Source organism: Rhodanobacter sp. B04 (assembly GCF_002001125.1).
Taxonomy (GTDB): Bacteria; Pseudomonadota; Gammaproteobacteria; order Xanthomonadales; family Rhodanobacteraceae; genus Rhodanobacter.
This window is the reverse complement of the sequence record NZ_MUNV01000006.1, coordinates 198,294-223,812: the sequence shown is the minus strand read 5'-3', so window position 1 is coordinate 223,812 and position 25,519 is coordinate 198,294. Positions and strand designations below refer to the sequence as shown.

Here is a 25,519-nt window from a genome sequence, read left to right as displayed (position 1 = left end):
TTCGAGGTTTGACCCCACCACTGGAGATCGTCCATGAATATCCTGACCCGTGCACTGGGCACGGCAGCGGCAGCTTTGTGCCTTGCAGCGCCCGCCGCCCACGCCAGCGTCGTCATCACTGGCACCCGCGTGATCTTCAACGCCGCGCAGAACGAGGCGACGGTGCGCCTGACCAACGAAAACACCCAGCCGGCGCTGGTCGAAGCCTGGATCGACGACGGCGACGTCAACTCGACGCCCGACACTACCAACAAGACGCCCTTCCTGATTACGCCGCCCCTGTTCCGGATGGACGCGCACAAGGACCAGAGCCTGCGCATCCTGTTCGTACCGGGCGCCAAGCCGTTGCCGACCGACCGCGAGTCGGTGTTCTACCTCAACGTGCTCGAAATTCCGCCGAAGCCGACCGACCTGCAATTCGCCGACAAGAATTATTTGCAGTTCGCGATCCGCTCGCGGATCAAGCTTTTCTACCGCTCGGCGAAATTGCCGGGCGATGTGCTGAAAGCACCGGACCAACTGACCTTCAAAGCGGCACCCGGCGGCGCAGTCGAAATCCACAACCCGACGCCGTACTACATCACCATCAACGGCCTCGCGCTGGGTAGCGACACCAAGGCCAACGGCGACAACAACGGGATGGTGGCGCCCTTCAGTGATCTGAAACTCACGCTGAAAGGCGTGGCCCACACGGCCGCTGCCGGCACGCCCGTCGTCTTTGCAACCATCAACGACTTTGGGGCCACCAACGATCACAAGGGCGTGATCGCGCAATGACGTTCCGGCACGCCACTGCCAACGCTATCAACGCGCCGAAGTACTCGGCGTTGGCGTTGGCCTGTGTGGCGGGGCTGGCCACCATGGGCTGGGCCATGCCCAGCAATGCCGCCGCCGCAGCTGCGGGGCCGGCGACAGCCAGCAACAGCTCTGTCGAATTCGACCGCAGCATGCTGGCAGGCGGTGGCGCCAACGCCGCCGACCTTGCTCGCTTCGAACATGGCGTCACCGTGTTGCCTGGCAGCTACAGCCTCGACGTGTACGTCAACGGCGCGTGGAAGGCCCGCACAGACGTCCGCTTTGCCGCACCATCCGACGACGCCAACGCAGAGCCCTGCGTCACCACCGACCTGATGAATCGGATGGGCCTTGCGCCGGCCAAGTCGGCCACAGCCGCTGCGGCGCAGTTGGCAGCCGGTACCGGTTGCGTGCAACTTGCTGACCTGATCCCGGGAGCAACCTTCACCTACGACCAGTCCGACCTGCGGCTCGATGCCAGCATCCCCCAAGCCTATTCGGGGCAGATGCCGCGCGGCTACGTCAGCCCGGCATCGTGGGATGCCGGCGTGCCGGCGTTCCTGCTCAACTACAACCTCAACAGCTATCACACCAGCAACAGCGGCCAAAGCCAGACCAGTACCTATCTTGGCCTCAACGCCGGCTTCAACCTGGGGCCGTGGCATCTCCGCGAACAATCCACCGCCACATGGACATCCGGCGGCGCCGGCACACCCAGCCAGCACCATTGGCAGAACATCAACACCTATGTGCAGCGCGACCTGCCCAAGTTGCATTCCACCCTGACCATCGGCGACAGCTACACCGATGGCGCGGTGTTCGACAGCCTCAGCCTGCGCGGCGTGCAACTCGGCACGGACGACAGCATGCTGCCGCAATCGCTGCAGGGTTACGCCCCTGTCATCCGCGGCGTGGCCGACAGCAATGCCAAGGTCACGGTGAGCCAGAACGGCGTGCAGATCTACCAGACCACGGTCGCGCCCGGGCCGTTCGTCATCGACGACATGTATCCGACCGGTTACGGTGGCGATCTCATCGTCACCGTAACCGAAGCCGACGGCCACACCCACACGTTCAGCATGCCCTACGCGTCGGTGGCGCAGCTGCTGCGGCCGGGCATCACCCGGTTCGACATCGCGGCCGGCCAGCTGCGCAACACCTACGCCCTGACCAACAAGCCGGGCGTGATCGAAGGCACCATCCAGCACGGTTTCAACAATCTGCTGACCGGCTACGCGGGCGTGCAGGGTTCGACGGGCTACGCCGCGGCCCTGGTGGGCGGCGCCTTCAACACGCGTTTCGGTGCGCTGGCGCTGGACGTCACCCAGGCCCACGCCAGCATTCCGGGCTACGGCACCCACAACGGCCAAAGCTTCCGCATCACCTACAGCAAGATCATCCCGGAAACGAAAACCTCGATCACCGTTGCGGCCTACCGCTATTCGACCAGCGGGTTCCTGAGCCTCGGGAACGCCGAGTACGCGCGCGACTACGCGCAGCGCGGCATCGACACCCTGCAATACCAGCTGGCGAACATTCCCATGGTCGATGGTGTGCCCGTACTGAGCCTCTTGACGCCCGCGCAGCGCGCGGCGTTGGCCGGCACCACCTATAACCCGGACAACCTTTTGACGCCCACGGGCCTTCTGCAACAGCGCGATCGCTTCACGCTGACCACCAACCAGCAGTTGGGCGAGCGCTACGGCAACCTGTACGCCAACGTATCCGTCAACGACTACTGGAACCAGCACGGTCGTGATACGCAATTCCAGTTCGGCTACAGCAACCACATCAAGCGGCTTTCCTACAACGTCACGCTGTCGCGCGGCCGCACCGGGCTTGGCGGCTACGACAACCAGGTTTTTCTCAATGCCAGCCTGCCGCTGGGCCGCAGCGCCCACGCGCCGAACCTGTCGGTCAACGTCAGCCACGGCGATACCACCGGCACCCAGGAACAGGCCATGCTGAGCGGCACCGCCGGCCAGTGGAACCAGTTCACCTATGGCGCCACGGCTTCGCACGGCGACGGCGCCATCGGCGACACCGTGAGCGCAAATGCCGGTTACAGCAGCCCCTACGCCGTGTTCAACGCGAGCGCCGGCACCGGCAGCGGCTACTCGCAGCAATCGGTGAACGTCAGCGGCGCAGTGGTCGCATTCCGTGGCGGCGTCCTCTTCGGCCAGCCGACCGGCGACACTGTGGCAATCGTGCATGCGCCCGACGCCGGGGGCACGCGTATCGCCAACGCACCAAACGCCCAAGTGAACAGCTCTGGCTACGGCCTGGTGCCCTACTTGACGCCCTACCAGCTCAACACCATCCAGCTCGATCCGCAGGATTTCTCGCTGGGCGTGCAACTGGATGCGACCAGCGCCCAAGTGGCCCCCTACCAGGGCGCCGTGGTGATGGCGAACTTCAAGAGCCAGGCCGGGTCACCGCTGATCGTCAAGATCCGCATGCCGGACGGCAAGCCGGCGCCGTTCGGCGCCGAGGTTCTTGACGCCCGGGGCAACACCGTGGGTATCGTGGGGCAAGCAGGCCAAGCCTTGCTCGGCGTACACGCGACCTCGGGCACGCTCACGCTGCAGCAGGATCAAGGCACGAACATCTGTCGCTTCAATTACCAGGTCGCAGCGCATGACAGGAAAGCGGCAACATCGCTCCAGCCGATCCCTGTCTCCTGCGCCACACCCTGATGACGGCCGTAACAAACACCCATCAATGCTTTTCTGGTGCGCCATGAAAACGAACCTTGCGCAATGTTTCCATCAAGCACGTTCGGCCTATGCGCCATCCCTCCAGACATGGCTGCTGGCGCTGCTGTTTGTCCTGGCCATTATGCCCAAGGCGGCAGCCGCACAAAGTGCAACATGCTGGTTTGGAAACTCGGCAACCAGTAACACGCCTATCAACGCTCCAACCGTGCAAAACGTCACCATGACCCCCATCACGATCGCACTGCCTTCGAACCCCGTCGCTGGCAACCCAATTGGCAACCCTGTTTCGGCCACCGCAAGCAGTGGCACCATTTATATCTATTGCTCAAATTCCACAACGGGTGGCCTGTCGCCCGTATACGGCACCTACAACACGGCCAACAACACCATTTACAGCCCAACGCCAGGCGTGGCTTTTCAAATTCAGCGCGCCGGAACTCCCATCCCTATATACAACACGGGCTCCTATCCCGCTCCCGGTTACTCTGGAACGCAGTTCACTGATAACAGTACGTTTCAACTATTTTCCACTGGCGTCCTACCTTCCAGCGGCAATCAGATCCCAGCCGGAACGCTACTTGGCCAGTGGGAGATAGATAATATCTGCACCCAAAATGCCAAACTAAACAATAATGGCAACGCTCTCAAAAGTTGTGGGACTGCCGCCAATGGCTACGCATTTATGAATTTCCTTTCCGGCGGCGTGACGTTCACGGCATCCACCTGCAGCGTGAGCACGGGCAGCCAGAACGTGGCGGTGACCCTGCCAGCCGTGCCGCAGGTCAGCCTCACCAGCGCGGGAACCACGGCCGGCACTACGCCGTTCAGCATCAACCTCACCGGCTGCACCAGCAATCTGAAAGTGAGCGCGACACTGAACACCAATACGCCTTACACCGGCGTCAACGGCGTGATTGCGCCCGCAGGCACCGGCTACGCCAGCAACGTAGGCATCCGGATACTCCAGTCCAATGGCACGACCCCGGTCACGTTCGGCACAGCCTTCTCCGTAGGCACCACCAGCGGCGCCAATTCCAATTTCACGTTCAATCTCTATGCGCAGTATTACCAGACCGCCACCCCGGTAACTCCGGGCAATGTGCAAGCCACCGCCACCTACACTATGACCTATCAATAATGCGGGGCACCCGGGCCTCGACTTGTGCTGGCCAACATTGGTATTCCACGCATTCAAGCGTGCACACATGCAGATGCGATCCTTTGGCCGGGAGCACCGGTCCACTCAACGCGACGAAATGTACTTCTCGCGCCGGATTTGCGGCACTGGCAGGCCAAATTCCTTCAGTGCAGCAAATGCCGCATCGACCATGTTCGGGTTGCCACACAGATAAGCGATGTCACGCTCGGCGCTGGGACTGATTTCGGCGAGCACGTTCTGCACGTGGCCGCTGCGGTCGGTGCTGCGCGAAGTGGCACATGGCTGAAACCGCGCCAACTTCCTGAAAACTCCTACAGAACGGGGTCACTTACCCCGACCCCGGTGGCTTGCGCGGTCGATGGGCGGGTCGAACTCCGCGACGAACGGAGTCAGGTTGAGTTTTGCAACTCCGCCTGCAGTGCACATACAGCAGCGGCCATGGCCGAGAGCCGGCGCAGCCAAGCATGTCACGTTCGGTTTGCACTGACCGTGTCGCCGAAAAGATGCGTCGAGACCGCAATGCGCGGCGCTACGCTCCAAGTCCGTGCATAGCCATCTCGACATGCGGAAGCCGACGCACGGCGCTTGCCGCCTCGATCAGAGCGCGCTTCTCGTCGTCGGTCAGCCGTTGAAGGTCGCCGCCCTCGAACCAGGTCATGGCCTTGAGGCTTTCGCTCGGCTGGAAGGTGTTGCCGAACATCTCCTTCGCAACGGCCAGGCCGAGACTGAGGTCGCTCCCGGCGTTCAGCATGGCGGCGATGTCCTGGTAATCCTTGGCCTCGACCCGCTGCATCAGAACCTTGAGCTTGGTCGCCATCAGGTCGTCCAGCGAAGCCACTTGAAGCACGCCGTCTTCCGTCATGTCCGGTGCGGCGTAGCGGCCGAAGTCGATCGCACCGAAAAACGACACTTTGACGTACCGGTCGGACATCTCCGCATCCGGCACGTTGAGGGTGAGGGTCTCGGGGCCGCTCTGCAGCGCAATCGCACGTCGAATGAACGAAAATGCCTCGTTCAGTGCCTCCCGGTCAAGCGGCTTTGCCGTGAAGAAGTCGAAATCGACCGACTGGCGATGACCCAGCCGCAACGCGATGGCGGTGCCGCCGTACAACACGAACCCGAGTCCGGTCGCCGGACGAAGCTCCGGCCAGAGACGTCGTTGACTCTCCGGCAGGATCGACAGGCGCGGGCTGAATGTCCCGCTCATCCCAGCCGGCGTTTCGGCAGAGGAGGCAGCACGCCCGGCTTCGCCATGCCGAGGCGGTAGTGCCAGTACGCCCACGAGCGTTCGTTGAACTGCCCGATTTCAGCGTGTTGCAGCACCCGGCGCAGGCGGTCATCGCCAAGCTGTTCCGAAAGCGCCAGCACATCATCGTAGTCGCCCATGTTCATCGTCTGCGCGATCACACGCTCCGGCATGACCGCGGCCTCGTCAGCGCCCTTCCACCAGACGTATTTGGCGGCGAGTCGGTGCAACAGCAAAGGATCAAGTTGCCCTGTCGCCATGACGATGGTCCTCGCGAAACGCCGGTTTCCATTGTACTTGAAAGCGGCTGGCACAGACGTGGAGAAGACCATTTGCAACGTTCATTTGCGGGGCGCGCCTACCGCGACGAAATGTACTTCTCGCGACGGATCTGCGGCACCGGCAGACCGAACTCCTTCAGCGCCGCAAAGGCAGCGTCGACCATGTTCGGGTTGCCGCACAGGTAGGCGATATCGCGCTCGGCGCTGGGTGCCAGTTCGGCCAGCACGGCCTGCACATGGCCACTGCGGTCGCTGGCGCGCGGCACCGCGCGCGGCGCGCGGCTGAGGCAGCCGTGGAAGGTGAAGCCCGGATGCGACTGCGCGAACGCCTCGAACTCCTCGCCGTACAGCAGTTCGCCTTCGTTGCGCGCGCCGTACAGCAGCACCACCTCGCGGCCGCCTCTCGCCAGCAGCTTCTCGATCTGCGGCAGCATCGCGCGGTACGGGGTGACGCCGGTGCCGGTGGCGAGCAGCAGGTAGCGCGGATGGGTATCCGCCTCCTGCAGGCAGAAACGGCCGTACGGACCGCTGGCGTCGATGATGCCGCCGTTTTCGAGGCCTCCCAGCAACTTGGTCGCGGCGCCGCCATCGACATAGCTCACCGCGATCTCGATGCGCTGCACCGGCGAGCTGCCGTCGCCCACGGTGGCCACCGAGTAGCTGCGCTTGGTCGCGGTGCCGTCGTCGTAATGGAAGTGCACCTGCAGGAACTGGCCCGGCTGGAACGCCAGCGGCTGGCCGTCGACGCGCTCGAACGCCAGATGGCGCACGCTGGGTGCCAGCATGTGGCTGTCGACGAGACGGAGCTGGAAATGATCGGCCATGAACGGAATCCGGGAAACAGTGCGTGCGCCCGGCAAATCCGGTCGACAGGGGTTGGCCCGCTATAATAAGTGGCTTGGCCCCTTCGGTGCAGCCCATGTCCCCCACTCCCGCCCTTGTCGTCGACAACCTGCGCAAGACCTACAGCAACGGCGTGGAGGCCCTCAAGGGCATCTCGCTGACGGTGCAGCCCGGCGATTTCTTTGCCCTGCTCGGCCCCAATGGGGCCGGCAAATCCACCTTGATCGGCATCCTGTCCTCGCTGGTGAACTCCAGTGGCGGCGACGCGCAGGTGTTCGGCGTGTCGGTCAACAAGCAGCGCAGCGAGGCGATGAAGTTGATCGGCCTGGTGCCGCAGGAGATCAACTTCAACCAGTTCGAGAAGCCGTTCGACATCTGCGTGAACGAGGCGGGTTTCTACGGCATCCCGCGCAAGATCGCCGCCGAGCGCGCGGAGAAGTACCTGAAGGAACTGCGCCTGTGGGACAAGGCGCAGATGCAGGCGCGCACCTTGTCCGGCGGCATGAAGCGCCGTTTGATGATCGCCCGCGCGATGATGAACGAGCCGAAGCTGCTGATCCTCGACGAGCCGACCGCCGGCGTGGACATCGAGATCCGCCGCTCGATGTGGCAGTTCGTCAGCGCCATCAATGCCGCCGGCACCACGGTGATCCTCACCACGCACTACCTCGAGGAAGCCGAGTCGCTGTGCCGCAACATCGCGATCATCGACCACGGCACGATCATCGAGAACACCACGATGAAGCGCCTGCTGGCGACGCTGGATGTGGAGACGTTCGTGCTGGACGTCACTGCCATGCCGGATGAACTGCCCAGCCTGCCCGGCGTCACCCTGCGCCGTCGCGACGAACACATGCTGGAAGCCGAGATGGCCCGCTCGCATGACCTCAACTCGCTGTTCGCGGCATTGTCCACGCACGGCATCATGGTGACCTCGATGCGCAACAAGACCAACCGGCTGGAGGAGCTGTTCGTGCGCCTCGTTGAAGGCGGCCGCAACGGCAAGGAGCAGGCAGCATGAGCAATACCGCCGCCAACCTGGTCGCCCTCAACACCATCGTGCGCCGCGAGATCGTGCGCATCGTGCGGATCTGGACGCAGACGCTGATCCCGCCGGCGATCACCATGACGCTGTACTTCGTGATCTTCGGCAAGCTGATCGGCAGCCGCATCGGCACGATCCAGGGCGGCTTCAGCTACATGCAGTACATCGTGCCCGGCCTGGTCATGATGAGCGTGATCAACAACTGCTACGCGAACATCTCCAGCTCGTTCTTCGGCGCCAAGTTCAGCCGCGCGGTGGAGGAGATGCTGGTGTCGCCGATGCCGAACTGGGTGATCCTGCTCGGCTATGTCACCGGCGCGGTGGCGCGCGGGCTGGTGGTCGGCGCGATGGTGCTGGGCATCGCCTTGCTCTTCACTTCGCTGCATGTGGCGCATCCCTTCATCACCTTCCTGTCGGTGCTGCTCGGCGCCACGATTTTCTCGCTGGCCGGCTTCGTCAATGCGGTGTACGCGAAGAAGTTCGACGACATCGCGCTGGTGCCAACCTTCATCCTGACCCCGCTGACCTATCTGGGCGGCGTGTTCTATTCGGTGAAGATGCTGAGCGAGCCGTGGCAGGCGATCTCGCACGCGAACCCGATCCTGTACATGGTCAACGCGTTCCGCTTCGGCGTACTCGGCATCAGCGACGTGGATGTAGGCGTCGCGTTCGTGGTGATGATCGGCTTCGTGGTCGGGCTGTCGATCGTGGCGCTGCAGTTGCTCAAGCGCGGTGTCGGGCTGCGCTCCTGATTTTTTTGCTCGTCATCCCTGCGAAGGCAGGGATCCAGTGACTTTGCCGCCTAAAGGCACTGGATTCCAGCTTGCGCTGGAATGACGGACTCCTCGTATTCGTTCAAGGTTGTTCGCCTATGCGCGTAAACAAATACATCAGCGAAGCCGGCCTGTGCTCGCGCCGCGAGGCGGATGATCTGTTGCTCGCCGGCCGCGTCACCATCAACGGCGAAGTCGTCGGCACCGGTGCCAAGGCACTCGAAGGCGACGAAGTGCGCGTCGATGGCGAGATCGTGCGGGCGCGCATCCTCGCCGCCACGCCCGCGGCGAAGAAGGCGGTGTATATCGCGCTGAACAAGCCGGTCGGCATCACCTGCACCACCGATCACGGCGTCGACGGCAATATCGTGGACTTCGTCGACCATCCGCAGCGGATCTTCCCGATCGGGCGGCTGGACAAGGATTCGGAAGGGCTGATCCTGCTCACCAGCAACGGCGACATCGTCAACGAGATCCTGCGTGCGGAGAACGGCCACGAGAAGGAATACCTGGTCGCGGTGAACAAGGCGGTCACCGACGACTTCCTGGCCGGCATGGCCAAGGGCGTGCGCATCCACGGCCAGATGACCCAGCCCTGCCGCGTGCGCCGGATCGCCAAGTTCGGCTTCTCGATCGTGCTGACCCAGGGCCTGAACCGGCAGATCCGCCTGATGGCCGCCGCGTTCGGCTACCGCGTGACCCAGCTGCGCCGCGTGCGCATCGTCAACGTGAAGCTCGCCCATCTAAAGGTCGGGCAGTGGCGCAATCTCACCGAGGCAGAGTTGAAGGGCCTGCTGCCGGGGCGTACGCAATGGTGAGTTCGCGAGGCATCGCTGAACGAACCCCGTAGGTTCGCTTGCGCTTTCGCCATCACGGCATTGTGTTTTACTCAAGTAAAACTTCACGGACGCTCCTGATGTCGTGCACAGCCACGCTTCGTCAATCCGGCGGCTCGATCATCCTGTCGATCCCCAAGGCCATCGCGCAGACACTTGCCGTTGAAGCCGGCTCGATCGTTGAGCTGTCGGTGGAAGGTCGCGTCTTGTCCGTGGCCCCCGCGAAACGCAGCCTGGCAGATCGCCTTGCCGTCAGCCCGAAGTCACCTGCCGCCTGGCAGCGTGAGGAAAGCTGGCTCACGGACGAACCGGCCGGACGCGAACTGCTGTGAGCCGTGGCATACCGCAGCGCGGCGACATTCTCGAACTGAGCCTTGATCCGACCCATGTTCGGGAAATCCGCGGCTCACGCCCCGTTCTCGTCCTTTCGGCGGATACCTTCAACAAGGCGTCCGACCTGTTGCTGGTGGCGCCGATCACCCAAGGCGGCAGCGCTTCCCGCGAAAACGGCTTCAGCGTGACCCTGATGGGAACCGGCACCGCGACGCAAGGCGTGGTTCTATGCGACCAGACGCATACCGTCGACGCGTGCGCCCGCACTTTCAGACGCATCGAAAAGGCGCCGATCCAATTGGTCGATGAAGCGCTCGATGCGGTGCGCTCGATTCTCGAATAGCACCGCGGCGCGTATCGCTTACGCCGCCGGCAGGCTCTGCAGATCCCAGCGGGGATAAACCTGCACCGATGCATCCTGATGCTGGCCACCGGCCAGCCGGATCGCGCCAGCCAAGGCGATCATCGCGCCGTTGTCGGTGCAGAAGTCCAGTCGCGGAAAATACACCTGGAACCCGTCCTTGATGCCGGCTGCGGCCAGTTCGCTGCGCAATCTCCGGTTCGCGCCGACGCCGCCGGCGATCACCAGCCGATGGGCGCCGCTGGCCTGCAGGGCACGTCGGCACTTGATGATCAGGGTGTCGACGATCGCCTCCTCGAACGCGCGGGCGATGTCGGCACGGGTCTGATCGCTCTGATCCGACTTCTGCCAGGCCAGCAGCACCTGGGTCTTCAGGCCGGAAAAGCTGAAATCCAGCCCCGGTCGGTCGGTCATCGGGCGGGAGAAGCGGAGGGCGCCGGCGCGGCCCTGTTCGGCCAGTTTGGCCAGCGCCGGGCCACCCGGATACGGCAGGCCCATCAACTTGGCAGTCTTGTCGAACGCCTCGCCGGCGGCATCGTCCAGCGTGTCGCCGAGGATGGTGTACTGGCCGATCGCCTTGACCTCGACCAGCATGGAATGGCCGCCGGACACCAACAGCGCCACGAACGGCGGCTCCGGCGGGTTTTCCTCCAGCAGCGGCGCCAGCAGGTGACCCTCCATGTGGTGTACCCCGATCGCCGGGACACCCAGCGCCCAGGCCAGCGCGCGCCCGGCGGAAGCCCCCACCAGCAGCGCGCCGACCAGACCGGGACCGGCGGTATAGGCCACCCCGCCCAGGTCCTGCACGGTCATGCCGGCCCTGGCCAGCGCCTCGCGGATCAACGGCAGCAGCTTGCGGACGTGGTCGCGGCTGGCCAGTTCCGGCACCACCCCGCCGTAGTCGGCATGCAGCTTGATCTGGCTGTACAAGGTGTGCGCCAGCAGGCCGCGCCCCGGCGCATCCGGCTCCCAGCGCAACAGCGCCACGCCGGTCTCGTCGCACGAGGTTTCGATGCCCAAGATTGGCCGGGTCTGGCCCGGCTTTGAAAATTCTGTGTTATCCACGGTATACTTCGCGGCTCGCCCTATTCAACAGTCCCGTATCCGCGGGAAGACTACCACTCGGAGTTTCCATGCCCAACGTAAAAGTTCGCGAGAACGAGCCGTTCGAGATTGCTCTGCGTCGTTTCAAGCGTACCTGCGAAAAGGCCGGTGTGCTCGCTGAAACGCGCAAGCGCGAGTTCTACGAAAAGCCGACCCAGGAGCGCAAGCGCAAGCGCGCTGCCGCGGTGAAGCGTCACCTGCGTCGCCTGTCGCGTGACGTTTCGCGCAAAGTCCGCCTGTACTGAGTTTCCCCCTGGTCCGCCGCTCCGTCGGTGGATCCTGCAGCGCCACCGGCGCTGCGCGCACAGGAAACGCGGTCGGCGCGGGTTCTCGCAGCCGCCGCAAGCACAGCCGATACGACCTGGCCGGTGTTGTCCCCAAGGGCAACGCCGGCTTCGTCGTTTCCGTAGAATCGGCTTCCCATTGCCACTCGCCCCCAAATCCACCGAGGCTTTCGCCATGACGCTCAAGCAGCAGCTCACCGAAGACATGAAGAACGCCATGCGCGGCGGCGACAAGCACCGGCTGGGCGTGATCCGGCTGATGCTGGCGGCGATCAAGCAACGCGAGGTGGACGAGCGGATCGAGCTGGACGACGTGCAGGTGCTGGCCACGCTGGAAAAGATGCTCAAGCAGCGGCGCGATTCGGTCAACCAGTTCGACGCCGCCGGCCGCGAGGACCTGTCGGCGATCGAACGGGCCGAGATGGTGGTGATCGAGACCTACCTGCCGAGCAAGCTGAACGAGGCGGAGATCGATGCCTTGATCGCGGCCGCGATCAGCGACACCGGCGCCAGCACGGCCCGCGACATGGGCAAGGTGGTGGCCGCGGTGAAGGAAAAGGCCGCCGGCCGCGCCGACATGGCCGTGGTGTCGGGCAAGATCAAGGCCAAGCTGGCCGGCTGAGGTTTCAGCGGGCGCGCGTCGCCAGCAGGATCAGCGCGACCACCACCAGCGAGCCGGCAACCACCGCCAGCGCATGACGCCGGCGCCGCTGGCGCAACCGTTGCCAGTTCGCCAGATCCAGAAAGTAACGCGCCTGGCCCGGGCAGCGCAGCACCGCCTGGCCCACCAGCTGATGCCAGGCCAGGCCCGGCTTCAACCCCAGCTGCTCCGCCGTATGCGCCGTCGCCACCGTGGTCGCGGCAGCCTGCTCGAACGCCCGCACGATCGCACGCTGTCGGTACGCCATCACCGCGGTGATCACCATGCCTGCGCCTCCTGTCGATCCGGCCATGCAGCTTGCCGGCGGCGGCGGTGGCTGACAAGCCACCATGCATCGCGTTCACATCGGCTTCGTTACAAAACGGCTCTCGACCCGCCAGTCATTCCCCGCCGCGCGGGCGCACATCGCTGCAGGAGAAACACATGCTCAAGTGGGCCATTATTTTCGCCATCATTTCGCTGGTTACCGGCTTGCTTGGTTTCCGTGGCATCTCCGGCGCCACCGGCACCATCGCCAAGGTGCTGTTCGCGATCTTCCTGATCCTGTTCCTGATCGCGGTGCTGGCCGTCATCGGCGTATTCCACATCCTGTGACGATTGCGGCGCGACGGCAGCGCCCCGTCGTCGCGCCGCGTCAATCGAGCCGGCACTGCATGCGCCGATGGTCCGGCACCCGTCCCTGCGCGTTGACCAGCCGTGACGCCCGCTCACCGCTCACCTCGAAGCCCAGGCGCGCATAGAGCCGCTCGGCCGCCGGGTTGCTGCTGGCGACATCCAGCACGATCTGCTGCCGGCCCAGTTCACGCGCCTGCGCCAGCAGGTGATGGATCAATGCCTGGCCAATGCCATGCCCGCGCAAGGTAGGCGTCACGGCAAGGTGGGCGAGGTAATGCATGGCGCCCGTGGGTGGCGGAATCACCGTCTCCACGCGCAAGCCGCGGACGATCACGCCACCGGCATGACGCCAGCCGTAATGACCGAGGATCTGCCGCGCCGCCGCCAACGTGAACGGCCACTTCGTGTCGCCGCCAAAACCGGCCCCGACCGCCACCACCGCGCCATCCAGCTCGCCCACCACGTGGTTGCGCCAGCCGAACTCGCCGGCGCCGTCGACAAAGGCCTGGCGCAGGAACGCCTGCGCATCGCCATGCCCCGGCACGGCAAACACGTAGTCGAACGCTCCCGGGCCGGAGCTGTGGATCAGCGGCACCGCCTGCGGTGCATCCTCCGCCGCAGCCTGCCGAAACTGCACCGCTGTATCTCCAGCCTGATGCATCAAGGGCCTCATCATGGGCAACCGGGGATGATCCGGGATGCTAGCTCGACGACCCTGCGCGCGGAGTCCCGCGCCGGCAGATTGGCCGGCTTGCCCACCGCCTTGGCCGGCGCGCCCCCGCCCTGCGGTTCAGGCCCTAAACTAGGGCGCTTATGCGCGGCCTGATTCCCGACAGTTTCATCGATGAACTGCTTGCCCGCGTCGACATTGTCGACGTGATCGAGCGGCGCGTGCCGTTGAAGAAGGCGGGCCGCGAGTGGACCGCGTGCTGCCCGTTCCACAACGAGCGTTCGCCGTCGTTCTACGTCAGCCCGGCCAAGCAGTTCTTCCACTGCTTCGGCTGCGGCGCGCACGGCAGTGCCGTGAAGTTCCTGATGGACTACGAGCGGCTGGAGTTTCCCGACGCGGTCGAGGAGCTGGCGCAGACGGTCGGCCTGAAGGTGCCGCGCGAAGGCGGTCGCGAAGCCGCGCCGCGCGAGGACAAGACCGACCTGTACGCGCTGCTGGACGCCGCCGCCGGCTGGTACGAGGGCGAGCTGCCGCGCAGCGCCGAGGCGCAGGCCTACTGCAGGAAACGCGGGCTCGACGCGGCGACCATCAAGCAGTTCCGGCTCGGCTGGGCGCCGGCCGGCTACGACGGCGTGATCAAGGCGCTGGGCAGCAGCGAGCGCCGCATGCAGTTGCTCAACGAGGCCGGCATGGTCGCCAGCAGCGAGCGTGGCAGCAAGTACGACCGCTTCCGCGAACGGCTGATGTTCCCGATCCTCGACCGCCGCGGCCGGGTCATCGCGTTCGGCGGCCGCGTATTGCAAGCGGAGCAGAGCCCCAAATACCTCAACTCGCCCGAGACGCCGCTGTTCCACAAGGGCCGCGAGCTGTTCGCGCTGTGGCAGGTGAAGCAGGCCAACGCGAACCTGACGCGGATCATGGTGGTCGAGGGCTACATGGACGTGATCGCGCTGCACCAGGCCGGGCTGCCGATCGCGGTGGCCACCCTGGGTACGGCGACCACGCCGGAACACACCGAGGTGCTGTTCCGCGCCGCCGCGGACGTGGTGTTCTGTTTCGATGGTGACCGTGCCGGACGCGCTGCCGCGTGGAAGGCGCTGGAATCCGCGCTGCCGCGACTGCGCGACGGGCGCCAGGCGTACTTCCTGTTCCTGCCCGATGGCGAGGATCCGGACTCGCTGGTGCGCAAGGAGGGCAAGGACGGCTTCGAGCAGCGCATCAAGCAGGCGCTGCCGCTGTCGGACTACTTCTTCAACGAACTGTCGCACGATGTGGAGATGGGCAGCCTCGACGGCCGCGCGCGTCTGGCCGAACGCGCCCGCCCGCTGATCGCGAAACTGCCGGACGGCGCGTTCCGCGACCTGATGGCGCAGGAGCTGGAGAAGCGCAGCGGTGCCCGCACGGTGCTGCAGGCCGACCCGGCCGCGCATCGTGCCGTGCAGCGCCCGGTGGTGGTGCAGCGCAGTCTGGTGCGCAGCGCGATCTCGCTGCTGCTGGCACAGCCGGGGCTGGCCGACCAGGTGGAGAAGCCTTATCGCTTCCTGCGCCTGGACAAGCCTGGCGTGGGCCTGCTCGCCGAACTGCTGGACCTGGCGCGTTCGCGCCCCGGCATCAATTCGGCCATGCTGGTCGAGCATTTTGCCGAGCGCCCGGAGTATCCGTCGCTGCAGAAGCTGATGGCCGCGGTCGCCGTGGGCGAACCCGAGGCCCAGCGCGCCGAATTTTTCGATGCGCTGGCCCGCATGGACGACCAGGCCACCACCCAGCGCCGCGACACGCTGACCGCCAAGAGCCGCGAAGGCACACTGGACAGCGCCGAAAAGGCCGAGCTGCGCGAGTTGCTGGCGGCGCGCGTGCGGCCGCCGGTCGCGTCGACCTGATGGGATCCCGTGCCGCATGCCAGACGTCATGCCTTGTCGGGCGGTCATCGCGAGCCGACTGTGGGATCATGCCACGCAGCACGATGCGGCTGTGCATGAAGCGCAAGGATATTGATGGATCTGCTTGAACGACTGATCACGATCTTCGCCGAGAACGGCTATGTCGCGGTGTTCATCGCGCTGATGATCTGTGGCGCCGGGCTGCCCTTGCCGGAGGACATCACCCTGGTCGCCGGCGGCGTCATCGCCGGGCTCGGCTACGCCAACGTGCATGCGATGTTCGCGCTGGCGATGTTCGGCGTGCTGCTGGGCGATGCCGGCATCTTCCTGCTCGGTCACCACTACGGCGCGCGCATGCTGAAATGGCGGCTGGTGGCGCGGGTGCTCACGCCCAGGCGCTATGCCATGGTGCAGGAAAAGTTCGCGCGCTACGGCAACCGCATGCTGTTCATCGCGCGCTTCCTGCCCGGCATGCGCACCACCGTCTACATCACCGCCGGCACCAGCCATCGCGTGTCATTCACGCGCTTCCTGCTGATCGATGGACTGGCGGCGCTGATCAGCGTGCCGTTCTGGGTCTACCTGGGCTATTTCGGCGCCGACAACCACGAATGGCTGATGAAGTGGGTGCGGCGCGGCCAGAACAGCCTGTGGATCCTCGTCGGCCTGGTCGTGCTCACCATGCTGCTGCTGTGGTGGCGGCATCGGCGCCGCGCGCGTTGCGCCCAGGACTGAACGACGCGGCGCCATCCCGGTTCACGGTGACGGAGTCTGCGCCACGTCATGCCGGTTCCACCAGCCGCCGCCGAGCGCCTGGAACAGCGCCACGGTATCTGCGTAGCGACTCGCGCGCGCCTGCGCAAGGCTGATCTCGGCCTGCCGCCAGGCCTGTTCGGCATTCAGCATGGCCACCTCGCTGATGTCGCCCAGCGCCAGCTGCTGCCGCGCGATGGCGAGGCTGCGCGCGGCGGCGCGATCGGCCAGCTCGGCCGACGCCAGCGCCGCGGCATCGGACTGCACCGCGTGCAGCACGTCGGCCACGTTCTGCACCGCGTCGATCACCGTGCTGCGGTATTGCGCGGCGCTCTGCCGATAGGTCGCCTCGGCGGCGCGCTGCTTGTGCTTCAGCATGCCGCCGTCGAACAGTGGCGCGGTGATCGCAGCACCGATATTCCAGAAGCCGGTGCCGGCACCCAGCAAGGAACTCGCGCTGCCCGCCGCGCTGCCGATGTTCGCGGTGATCTGCACGTCCGGCAGGCGGTTCGCGATCGCCACGCCAACTTGGGCACTGGCTGCATGCAGCTGCTCGTCGGCCATGCGCACGTCGGGACGCTGCTCGACCAGACGTGCCGGCAGGCTCAACGGCAACTCGGCCGGCAGCTGCAGCGCATCCAGCGTGAACCGGGCATCGATGCTCTCGTTCGGCATCCGCCCGCTGAGTGCGGCGAGCAGGTCGCGCTGCTGCGCCAGCTGTTTCTCCAGCGGCGGCAAGGTGGCGCGGCTCTGCTCCAGTGCCGCCTGTTGCGCGGCGACGGCGGCCTCGGGAGCATCGCCGAGCGCCTGCTGGCGCTGCAGCGTCGCCATGATCTTCGCCTGATCGGCGATGATGCCGCGGGTGGCGCCGATCTGCGCACGCAGCGAGGCCTCCTGGATCGCCCCATTGACCAGATTGGTGGTCAGCGTGAGGTAGGTCGCCTCGAGCTGGAAGCGCTGCGCGTTCGCCTGCGCCACCAGCGATTCCACCTGCCGGCGGTTGCCGCCCCACAGATCCGGCGAGTACGAAATGCTGAGCTGCGCCGTGGTGAGGTTGTACAGCGTGCTGTTCGAGGCGACGTTGCTGGACAGCACGCTGCCGGTCTTCTGCCGGGTCGGATTCACGCTGGCATCGACACTGGGGAAGTACGCGCCACGTTGCGCGCGCACGTTTTCCCACGCCGCCTGCAGGGCCGCCTGCGCCGCTTCCGTATCCGCGTTGTGCTTCAACGCATCGTCGATCAGCGCATTCAGGGGCGCCGAATGGAACAGCGTCCACCACTGCCCAGGGATATCCATGCCCTGCACGATTTGCTGTGCATCGCCGCCCGGTCCGGATGCCGCAGCGGTGGTTTGCGGCAGGGCTGTCGGCGCGTAGTCATGCGCGGCCGGTGCCGCCGGACGCCGGTAGTCCGGTCCGACGGCGCATGCGCTGAGCAGCAGGCCGATGCCCAGACCGAGCAACGTGTCGCCGGCGCGCCACGGGGTGATTTTTTGCAAAGCGTGCATGGTCAGAGGTCCCGCGCCGACGGCGCATGGCCGCGGTGCCGTTCGATGAAGCGCTCGATCGCGAAATAGCAGCCGGGCAGGATGTACAGCGTAAGCAGGGTGGCGATCGGCAGGCCGCCCACCACCACCGTGGCCAGGCCACGTTGCACGTCCGTGCCGATGCCGGTGGCCAGCGCGGCCGGCAGCATGCCCACACTGGCCACGGTCGCCGTCATCAGTACCGGACGGAAACGCTCGGCGGCACCGGCCAGCACCGCTTCGGCCAGCGTCAAGCCCTCCTGGCGCACGCGGTTGATGTTCGACACCATGATGATGCCGTTCTGCACCGCCACGCCGAACAGGGCGATGAAGCCCACGGCGGTGGCGATGTTCAACGTCTCGCCGCGCAGATGCAGCGAGATCAGGCCGCCCACGGCCGCCAGCGGCACCACGGCCAGCACCAGCAACGCCTGATGCAGCTTGCCGAACTCGGCGAACAGCAGCACCGCCATGATCGCCAGCACCATGCCGAGCACCACGATCAGGCGCGCCTGCGCGCGCTGCGCATTCTGGAAATTGCCGGCCCATTCCAGCCGATAGTCCTGCTTGTCGTAGTGCACCTTCGCATCGATCTGCTGCTGGGCGTCGGCCAGGTACTCCGACAGCGCACGACCGCGGTTGTCGATGCGGATGGTCAGTTCGCGATGGTCCTGCTCATGCGAGATCGTGCTCTCGCCGGTCTTCAGGCTGATATGCGCCAGCAGCTTGAGCGGCACCTGGGCGCCGTTGGCCGCGGTCAGCGGCAGCTGGCCGATCGCCTCGATATTGTTGGCCACCGCGTTCGACACGCGCGCGGTGACGTTGTAGACGCGATCGCCCACATAGACCTGGGTGATCGGCGCGCCGCCGATCGCGGTCTGGATCAGGCTGCTGATATCGGCGATGTTGATGCCGTAGCGTGCCGCGGCATCGCGGTCCGCCTCGATCGCCAGCTGCGGGATCGGCGGTTCCTGGAAGATCGACGCATCCGCCGTGCCATGCACATCCCGCAGCACGTCGACGATCTGCCCACCGATGCGGCGCAGTTCCTTGAAGTCGTCGCCATAGATGCGCAGCACCAGCGGGCTGTGCGCGCCGCCGACCATGTCGTTCTCGCCATCCACGATCGGCTGGCTGATGCCTACCGTGATGCCGGGAATCTGCTGCATCCGCGCGTTGAACTTGCGCAGGAACTCCGCCTTGGTCTCGCCATTCGCCCAGCTGCCGTAAGGCTTGAGACCAACTGCGGATTCGACGTGCGACGGCGTCCACGGATCGGTGCCGCTGTCGTTGCGGCCGAGCTGGGTCACCACGTAGGAGACTTCCGGAAATTCGCGCACGGCACGACGCAGTTCGGCGGTCATCGCGCTGGCCTTGTCCAGCGACAGCCCGGTCGGCATCTGCACCTGCAGCCACAGCGAACCTTCGTCCAGCTCGGGCAGGAATTCGCGCCCGATCGTCGCGCCCAGCACCACCACGCCAAGAAACGCCGCCGCCGCCGTCGTGTAGACCACCGGCAGCTTGTGCAGCAGCCGGCCCAGGCTGCTGTGGTAAGCCGCCTGCAACTTTTCCAGCGGCCTGTTGTGGAACAGCTTGCGCGGCTTGCGCAGCGCGATATACGCCAGCCCCGGTGTCAGCGTCACCGTGCACAGCAACGCCGCCAGCAGCGCATAGCCCACGGTGAAGGCCATCGGCCGGAACAGCTTGCCCTCGGCATGTTCGAATGCGAACAGCGGCAGGTAGGCGGTAACGATGATCAGCGTGGCGAAGAAGATCGAACGGCCGACCTGCTTGGTCACCGTCATCACATCGTCTTCGGTGAGCATCTCGCTGGGCTTCTCCTCGCGCCGGCGCAGGATCGCCTCCATCACCACGATGGTGCCGTCGACGATCACGCCGAAGTCGATCGCGCCGAGCGAGAACAGGTTCGCCGGCATCCTGGTGAACTGCATCAGGATGAACACGGTGACCAGCGACATCGGGATCGCCACCGCGGCCACCAGCGCCGAACGCGGGCTGCCGAGGAACAGGATCAGCACGATGCAGACCAGGCCGACGCCCTCCATCACCGTGTGGAAGACTTTTTCCTTGGTCGCGCTGACCAGGTCGTCGCGGTCGATGTACGGCACGATGCGCACGTCCTGCGCGGCAAACTGCTGGTTGAGCTCGGCGACCTTGGCGTGGATGCCTTCGAGCACGCGCGACGGATTCTCGTACTTGAGCAGGTCGACGATGCCCTCGATGGTATCGGGGTTGTTGTCCTTGCCGAGGATGCCTTCGCGAACCTGATGGCCGTACTGCAACTTGCCAAGGTCGCGCACGTACACCGGCACGCCACTGGTCTGGGTGACCACGATGTCGCCCAGATCCTTCAGCGTATGCACCATGCCGATGCCGCGCACGATGTACGACTGCTCGCCACGGGTGATGCGGCCGCCGCCTGCGTTCGCGGTATTGGCCGAGATCGCGCTGCTGACCTGCCCTACGCTGACGCCATAGTGCAGCAGCTGGGCCGGGTCGAGTTCCAGCTGGAACTCCTTGGTGAAGCCGCCGAAGTTGTCGACATTGGCGACGCCGGGAACCTGCTCCAGCGCCGGGATGATCACCCAGTTCTGCAGTTCCGACAGCTGCATCAGGTTCTTGCTGTCGGACTCCAGCGTATAGCGATAGATCTCGCCGGCCGGCCCGGACACCGGGTCGAGCCCCGGGGTGATCCCCGGCGGCAGCGTGACCTGGCTGATCCGCTCCGTGATGCGCTGGCGTTCCCAGTAATCCTCGGCACCATCCTTGAACACCAGCGTGATCAGCGACAGTCCGAAGGTGCTGCTCGAACGCATGCTCACCAGCCCGGGCGTACCGGCCAGCCCGCGCTCCAGCGGGGTGGTGATCTGCTGCTCGATCTCCTCGGCGGCCAGACCCGGCACCTGGGTGGTGACCTGGGCGGTGACGTCGCTCAGCTCCGGATACGCCTCGATCGCCAGCTGGGTCCAGGAGTAGTAGCCGAAGCACGCGACGAGGATCGTCACGACGATGAACAACATGCGCTTCTGGAAACAGAACTGGAAGATCGCGTTAATCATTGAGCAGCACTCCGCCCTTCACGATCACGCGATCGCCGGCCTGGAGGCCTTTCACCACACGTGCGCCGGCCGTCTCGTCGTAGCTCAGCTCCACCGTGCGGCGCGCGAACGTCCACGGCGACACCTCGACGAACACGGTGGTGCTGTCGTTGTTCATCAGCAGCGCCGACTCCGGCACGAACACCTGCGCCGGCTGCGGGATGTCGAAGCTGGCACTCGCGAACATGTTAGGTTTCAGCCGTCCATCCGGATTGGCCACGGCGACGCGCACCATGTCGCGGCGGGTATCCGGCTGCAGCAGCGGACTGACGAAGCTGACCCGGCCATGGAAGACCTGGTCCGGATACGCGGGCAGCACGGCATCCACCGGCTGTCCCTTGGCGACCAGGGCGACATCGCTTTCCGGCACATTCGCGGTGATCCACACCGTGTCCAGATTGGCGATGGTCAACATCGCGGCGGTGGGATCGTTGACGTACACGCCCGGCGACACCGACAGCGCGGTGACGTAACCGCTGACTGGCGCGGTGACATTCATCGCGCGCGCCGCATGTGCGCCCGAGGCGCCGCCGACGGCGGCAAGCCGTGTCTGCGCGCGGTTGGATTCGGCCAGCGCCTGGTTGTAGCCGCTTTGCGCCGCTTCGAGGTCCTTCACCGCGGCACCACCGGCGGTTTGCACGCCACGTGCGCGATCCAGGCTTTTCTTGGCCAGATCGAGCGCGTCGCGCGCCTTGTCCGCATCGGCATAAGCCTGGGCCAGGTCACCCGAATCGATCACCGCCAGCAACTGGCCACGAGTGACGCGATCGCCCAGGCCCACCTTCAGTTCGACCACCTTGCCAGTCAGCGAGGGCAGCACGTTCGCCATACGCGCCGGATCCGCCTCGACCGTCGCCGGGAAGACCATCGCGTGCGGCACATCGCGCATCTCGACCGGCTGGACCACCAGCTCGGAACGCAGCGGCGATTTCTCAGGCACCTGCAGCAGGCCGTGATCGGCGACCACCACCGGCGCTGCTTGCACCTCGCCTGCCGGATGCGAGCAGGCGGCGAGACAGCATGCCAGCACGATGCTGACAACCAGGCCCGCCAAATTCAGCGGCGACGGATTTTCAAAGAAACGGAACGACATGGGTTTCCCCTTCGGCATGAAGGTACGAACAAGCCCGCGGCGGCCATGCGGCCAACGGGCAATGCATACGGCTGGGGGAAGGCAGGCAGCTCATGGGTGAACTGCAGGCGCATCCCGGACCGCGGTAAGGCCGTCAACGGCCGCCGCGTCCGGGGCTCACTTCAGGGCGAAGTGTGCGCGGGCACGGCGTCAGTGCGACTGGCTTGGAGGTGGTTGATCGGTTGGAGGGCTACTGTGCAAAGCCTGGGTTCTCCTGTTTGCTCGATGCCGATGACAAAAGCGTTACGCCGGGCCGATGCATGGCGCGGGCGTTCACCTCATCCCCGGTTGCAGGGGAATGAGGCGGATGGATCAGAGCCAGCGCCCGTAGCGGCGCGTATAGACCACCTTCACCAGCTGGGTCAGCGCGCAATACGCCACCACGGTCAATGCCAGCCACGCGAAATAGACCGGCGGCATTTCCATCATGCCGATCTTCGCGCCGACCGCCGTATACGGCAGCAGCATGCCGATCACGATGATCGCCGTGGTCAGGCCGAGCACGGGCGCGGCGGCACTGCTCTGCAGGAACGGGATCTTGCGCGTGCGGATCATGTGCACCACCAGGGTCTGCGTCAGCAGGCTCTCGATGAACCAGCCGGACTGGAACAACGACTGGTGCGCCACCGAGTTGGCGCCGAACACGTACCACAGCAGCAGGAAGGTGGTCATGTCGAACACCGAACTGGCCGGCCCCACCCACACCATGAAGCGACCGATGTCGCCGGCATCCCACTTGCGCGGCTTGCGCAGATAGTCCTCGTCCATGCGGTCGAACGGGATCGACAGCTGCGAGATGTCGTACAACAGGTTCAACACCAGGATCTGCAGCGGCAGCATCGGCAGGAACGGCAGGAACGCGCTGGCGATCAGCATGCTGAGCACGTTGCCGAAGTTCGAGCTGGCGGTCATCTTGATGTACTTCATGATGTTGCCGAAGGTGACGCGCCCTTCTAGCACGCCCTCCTCCAGCACCATCAGGTTCTTCTCGAGCAGGATGATGTCGGCCGACTCCTTCGCGATATCGGTCGCGGTGTCCACCGAGATGCCGACATCGGCGTCGTGCAGGGCCGGCGCATCGTTGATGCCGTCGCCGAGGAAACCCACGGTGTGGCCCTGCCGCTGCAGCGAACGCACTACCCGCGCCTTTTGCAATGGCGACATCTTGGCGAACACCGTGGTGCGCGCCACCAGCTCATCCAGCGCGGCATCGTCGAGCGACTCGATCTGCTTGCCCTGGGCCGAATGCGCCACGTCCAGTCCTACTTCGCGGCAGATCTTGCGGGTCACCGCCTCGTTGTCGCCGGTGATCACCTTCACCTCGACGCCGTGCTGGTGCAGCGCGCGAATGGCCGTCGCGGCCGAATCCTTCGGCGGATCGAGGAACGCCAGGCAGCCGACCGCGATCAGGTCGCTTTCGTCGGCCACGCTATAGGGCCGATCGTGGCTCGGTTCGCGCTGCACCGCGACCACCAGCACGCGCAGGCCGTCCTCGTTGAGCTTGTGCGTCATCTCCTTGATGTCGCGCCGGCGCTCGTCGGTCATCGGCTCGGTGACATCGCCGACCCTGGCATGGGCACAGATCGACAGCATCTCCTCGACCGCGCCCTTGCAGATCAGCAGGTGCTCGCCATCGTCCCTGGCCACCACCACCGACATGCGCCGGCGCTGGAAATCGAACGGAATCTCGTCGATGACCCGGTAGCGCATCGCCGCCGCTTCCAGGTCCCGATGCTCCAGCACCGCCTTGTCCATCAGGTTCTTCAACCCGGTCTGGAAGCGGCTGTTGAGGTAGCCGAACTCCAGCGCCTCGTCGGACTCCTCGCCATCCAGGTCGAGATGGCGCTCCAGCACGATCTTGTCCAGCGTCAGCGTGCCGGTCTTGTCGGTGCACAGCACATCCATCGCGCCGAAGTTCTGGATCGCGTTGAGCCGCTTCACCACCACCTTGCGCCGGGACATCGCCAGCGCACCCTTGGAAAGGTTCGCCGTGACGATCAGCGGCAGCATTTCCGGGGTCAGGCCCACCGCGACGGACAGCGCGAACAGGAAGGCCTCGGTCCAGTTGTGCTTGTCCAGCCCGTTGATCAGGAACACCACCGGCACCATCACCGCCATGAAGCGGATCAGCAGCCAGCTGACGCTTTTGACGCCGCGGTCGAAACTGGTCTGCACGCGCTGGCCGGACATGCTGTGCGCCAGCGAACCGAGATAGCTGCGTGCACCGGTCGCCACCACCACCGCCGTGGCGGTGCCGCTGATCACGTTGGTGCCCATGTAGCAGACGGTGGGCAGGTCGAGTGCGTTGTCGTAATGCTGCGGGCCACTCATGCGCGCCGGCGCGGATTTCTCCACCGGCAGCGACTCGCCGGTAAGGATCGCCTGGCTGATGAACAGATCCTTCGCGCTCAGCAGGCGCAGGTCGCCGGGCACCATGTCGCCGGCACCGAGGTGCACGATGTCACCGGCGACCAACTCGACCACCGGCACCTCGATCTGCTCGCTGTGGCCGTCGGACGCCTTGCGCGTCACCGTGGCGGTATTGCGCACCATCGCCTTGAGATTCTCGGCTGCGCGCGACGAACGGAATTCCTGGGTGAAGTTCAGCAGCACGCTGATCGCCACCATCACTGCAATGATGATCGGCCCGGACATGTCGTCCGGCGTGGCGAATATCTGCACCACCGCCAGCACCAGCAGCACGATGATGAACGGATTCTTGAACGCGCGCAGCAGCTGCAGCGACCAGTGCGGCGGCTTCTCGTGCGATACCTCGTTGATGCCGTCGCGATGCAGCCGCGCCTCGATCTGTTCCTCATCGAGGCCGGCCGGCGTGGTTTCCAGTGCCGCCAGCAGTTCGTCGTTTGCGCGGAAGGCTTCCTGCGCCACCACCGCATGCACGGCCGCCGTCTTGCCCGCCACCTTGCCCGCGGCAGCTTGATTGGATTGCTTGATCATGACCCGCTTCCGTGAATTCGCTGATGCCTGCCGCCGGTGCGAGTCTGCGGAATCAATCCGCCAACTGCGCCACCATGGGTGCGCATGGCCGCCCATGCGGCCGGAATGGCGCCGCCGCTGGCGGGGGCCATCCCTTGCATGACGTCATGGCGACCATCAGCGACTGGATACCAGAGCGAGATGTACGGACGATGGCAGTGCATCGCCGTGGGCCTGTGTCGACGGCCCGCTGACGGGCGAAGCAGCCCGGCGGTGCAATTCGATCACATTGCTGCCGGCCGGCTTTGCCAGCGGGGCAGGTACGGTGACGGTGTAACCGGCGCGCACGGATCCACGTCGGCCAGCCAGCAGCCGGCGCACCGTGTGCAGCAAAACGGAATCGCGAAGGAGCTTCATAGCCCATCTCCTCGTTACGGCGCCTGCGGCG

At 65.3% G+C, this 25,519-nt stretch carries 24 protein-coding genes and 1 pseudogene; 13 read left to right on the top strand and 12 right to left on the bottom strand.

What is annotated here, in order from left to right; translation table 11 throughout:
- The first annotated feature begins 33 nt into the window (after window positions 1–33).
- The 3 genes from B0E46_RS03730 to B0E46_RS03720 are packed head-to-tail and all read left to right on the top strand — an operon-like array spanning window position 34 to window position 4,650.
- Window positions 34–777 (top strand): molecular chaperone, encoded by a 744-nt coding sequence (locus tag B0E46_RS03730; protein ID WP_077554357.1) that lies wholly within the window; start codon window positions 34–36, stop codon window positions 775–777.
- Window positions 774–3,491 carry a fimbria/pilus outer membrane usher protein gene (locus B0E46_RS03725; RefSeq protein WP_077554356.1) on the top strand — a complete coding sequence of 906 codons (2,718 nt, stop codon included), beginning with the start codon at window positions 774–776 and terminating at the stop codon, window positions 3,489–3,491. Before B0E46_RS03730 ends, B0E46_RS03725 begins: the two co-directional genes overlap by 4 nt.
- A 43-nt stretch (window positions 3,492–3,534) precedes the next feature.
- Window positions 3,535–4,650 (top strand): fimbrial protein, encoded by a 1,116-nt coding sequence (locus B0E46_RS03720; protein WP_168171121.1) that lies wholly within the window; start codon window positions 3,535–3,537, stop codon window positions 4,648–4,650.
- 105 nt (window positions 4,651–4,755) lie between these two features.
- Here B0E46_RS03720 and B0E46_RS03715 read toward each other — a convergent pair.
- The 4 genes and pseudogenes from B0E46_RS03715 to B0E46_RS03700 all read right to left on the bottom strand — a co-directional run.
- A pseudogene (locus B0E46_RS03715) lies at window positions 4,756–4,932 on the bottom strand (ferredoxin--NADP reductase); the annotation flags it as partial.
- 268 nt (window positions 4,933–5,200) lie between these two features.
- A complete protein-coding gene (locus B0E46_RS03710; RefSeq protein WP_217316315.1) occupies window positions 5,201–5,953 on the bottom strand; it encodes a nucleotidyl transferase AbiEii/AbiGii toxin family protein in 753 nt (250 codons plus the stop codon).
- Window positions 5,875–6,249 carry a hypothetical protein gene (locus B0E46_RS03705; RefSeq protein WP_217316314.1) on the bottom strand — a complete coding sequence of 125 codons (375 nt, stop codon included), beginning with the start codon at window positions 6,247–6,249 and terminating at the stop codon, window positions 5,875–5,877. The genes B0E46_RS03710 and B0E46_RS03705 overlap by 79 nt, the downstream gene beginning before the upstream one ends.
- A 26-nt stretch (window positions 6,250–6,275) precedes the next feature.
- Complete coding sequence (locus tag B0E46_RS03700; protein WP_077554351.1) at window positions 6,276–7,022, bottom strand: FAD-binding oxidoreductase; 747 nt, start codon at window positions 7,020–7,022, stop codon at window positions 6,276–6,278.
- Between the two features lie 95 nt (window positions 7,023–7,117).
- Here B0E46_RS03700 and B0E46_RS03695 point away from each other — a divergent pair, with 95 nt between their 5' ends.
- The 5 genes from B0E46_RS03695 to B0E46_RS03675 all read left to right on the top strand — a co-directional run bounded on the left by B0E46_RS03695 (window position 7,118) and on the right by B0E46_RS03675 (window position 10,371).
- Window positions 7,118–8,062, top strand: coding sequence for an ABC transporter ATP-binding protein (locus B0E46_RS03695; RefSeq protein ID WP_077554350.1), 945 nt, complete (start codon window positions 7,118–7,120; stop codon window positions 8,060–8,062).
- Window positions 8,059–8,838, top strand: a complete 780-nt coding sequence (locus B0E46_RS03690; RefSeq protein WP_077554349.1) for an ABC transporter permease — start codon at window positions 8,059–8,061, stop codon at window positions 8,836–8,838. The genes B0E46_RS03695 and B0E46_RS03690 overlap by 4 nt, the downstream gene beginning before the upstream one ends.
- 119 nt (window positions 8,839–8,957) lie before the next feature.
- A complete protein-coding gene (locus B0E46_RS03685) occupies window positions 8,958–9,677 on the top strand; it encodes a pseudouridine synthase (RefSeq protein WP_077554348.1) in 720 nt (239 codons plus the stop codon).
- A 98-nt stretch (window positions 9,678–9,775) separates the two neighbouring features.
- Window positions 9,776–10,027: an AbrB/MazE/SpoVT family DNA-binding domain-containing protein gene (locus B0E46_RS03680; protein ID WP_077554347.1), complete on the top strand. Its 252-nt coding sequence runs from the start codon at window positions 9,776–9,778 to the stop codon at window positions 10,025–10,027.
- Complete coding sequence (locus B0E46_RS03675) at window positions 10,024–10,371, top strand: type II toxin-antitoxin system PemK/MazF family toxin (protein WP_077554346.1); 348 nt, start codon at window positions 10,024–10,026, stop codon at window positions 10,369–10,371. The genes B0E46_RS03680 and B0E46_RS03675 overlap by 4 nt, the downstream gene beginning before the upstream one ends.
- 18 nt (window positions 10,372–10,389) lie before the next feature.
- Here B0E46_RS03675 and tsaD read toward each other — a convergent pair whose 3' ends face one another.
- Window positions 10,390–11,412 (bottom strand): tRNA (adenosine(37)-N6)-threonylcarbamoyltransferase complex transferase subunit TsaD, encoded by a 1,023-nt coding sequence (gene tsaD, locus B0E46_RS03670; RefSeq protein ID WP_077554592.1) that lies wholly within the window; start codon window positions 11,410–11,412, stop codon window positions 10,390–10,392.
- A gap of 110 nt (window positions 11,413–11,522) precedes the next feature.
- On the opposite strand from tsaD, the gene rpsU reads away from it, so the two are divergent.
- Both rpsU and B0E46_RS03660 read left to right on the top strand, forming a co-directional pair.
- The gene (gene rpsU / locus B0E46_RS03665; RefSeq protein ID WP_007081639.1) at window positions 11,523–11,738 is read left to right on the top strand and encodes a 30S ribosomal protein S21; all 216 of its coding nucleotides are present in this window, start codon (window positions 11,523–11,525) and stop codon (window positions 11,736–11,738) included.
- Between the two features lie 214 nt (window positions 11,739–11,952).
- Window positions 11,953–12,399, top strand: a complete 447-nt coding sequence (locus B0E46_RS03660; protein WP_077554345.1) for a GatB/YqeY domain-containing protein — start codon at window positions 11,953–11,955, stop codon at window positions 12,397–12,399.
- A gap of 4 nt (window positions 12,400–12,403) precedes the next feature.
- Here B0E46_RS03660 and B0E46_RS03655 read toward each other — a convergent pair whose 3' ends face one another.
- Window positions 12,404–12,703, bottom strand: a complete 300-nt coding sequence (locus B0E46_RS03655) for a hypothetical protein (RefSeq protein WP_077554344.1) — start codon at window positions 12,701–12,703, stop codon at window positions 12,404–12,406.
- Window positions 12,704–12,861: 158 nt separating this feature from the next.
- Between B0E46_RS03655 and B0E46_RS03650 the strand changes: the two genes are divergently transcribed.
- A complete protein-coding gene (locus B0E46_RS03650) occupies window positions 12,862–13,032 on the top strand; it encodes a DUF1328 domain-containing protein (protein ID WP_077554343.1) in 171 nt (56 codons plus the stop codon).
- A gap of 40 nt (window positions 13,033–13,072) precedes the next feature.
- Here B0E46_RS03650 and B0E46_RS03645 read toward each other — a convergent pair whose 3' ends face one another.
- On the bottom strand, window positions 13,073–13,690 hold the full coding sequence (locus tag B0E46_RS03645) for a GNAT family N-acetyltransferase (RefSeq protein ID WP_254425026.1): 618 nt from the start codon (window positions 13,688–13,690) through the stop codon (window positions 13,073–13,075).
- Between the two features lie 176 nt (window positions 13,691–13,866).
- On the opposite strand from B0E46_RS03645, the gene dnaG reads away from it, so the two are divergent.
- On the top strand, window positions 13,867–15,603 hold the full coding sequence (dnaG, locus tag B0E46_RS03640; RefSeq protein ID WP_077554341.1) for a DNA primase: 1,737 nt from the start codon (window positions 13,867–13,869) through the stop codon (window positions 15,601–15,603).
- A gap of 114 nt (window positions 15,604–15,717) precedes the next feature.
- Window positions 15,718–16,338, top strand: coding sequence for a DedA family protein (locus B0E46_RS03635; protein ID WP_077554340.1), 621 nt, complete (start codon window positions 15,718–15,720; stop codon window positions 16,336–16,338).
- Window positions 16,339–16,359: 21 nt separating this feature from the next.
- Here B0E46_RS03635 and B0E46_RS03630 read toward each other — a convergent pair whose 3' ends face one another.
- The 5 genes from B0E46_RS03630 to B0E46_RS03610 form a co-directional block, all read right to left on the bottom strand.
- Window positions 16,360–17,865: an efflux transporter outer membrane subunit gene (locus tag B0E46_RS03630; protein ID WP_077554339.1), complete on the bottom strand. Its 1,506-nt coding sequence runs from the start codon at window positions 17,863–17,865 to the stop codon at window positions 16,360–16,362.
- Window positions 17,866–17,867: 2 nt separating this feature from the next.
- Window positions 17,868–20,963 (bottom strand): CusA/CzcA family heavy metal efflux RND transporter, encoded by a 3,096-nt coding sequence (locus B0E46_RS03625; protein WP_077554338.1) that lies wholly within the window; start codon window positions 20,961–20,963, stop codon window positions 17,868–17,870.
- The gene (locus tag B0E46_RS03620; RefSeq protein WP_077554337.1) at window positions 20,956–22,095 is read right to left on the bottom strand and encodes an efflux RND transporter periplasmic adaptor subunit; all 1,140 of its coding nucleotides are present in this window, start codon (window positions 22,093–22,095) and stop codon (window positions 20,956–20,958) included. Before B0E46_RS03620 ends, B0E46_RS03625 begins: the two co-directional genes overlap by 8 nt.
- 351 nt (window positions 22,096–22,446) lie before the next feature.
- Window positions 22,447–25,092, bottom strand: a complete 2,646-nt coding sequence (gene mgtA, locus B0E46_RS03615) for a magnesium-translocating P-type ATPase (protein ID WP_077554336.1) — start codon at window positions 25,090–25,092, stop codon at window positions 22,447–22,449.
- A gap of 156 nt (window positions 25,093–25,248) precedes the next feature.
- The gene (locus tag B0E46_RS03610; protein ID WP_077554335.1) at window positions 25,249–25,488 is read right to left on the bottom strand and encodes a hypothetical protein; all 240 of its coding nucleotides are present in this window, start codon (window positions 25,486–25,488) and stop codon (window positions 25,249–25,251) included.
- Between the last annotated feature and the right edge of the window lie 31 nt (window positions 25,489–25,519).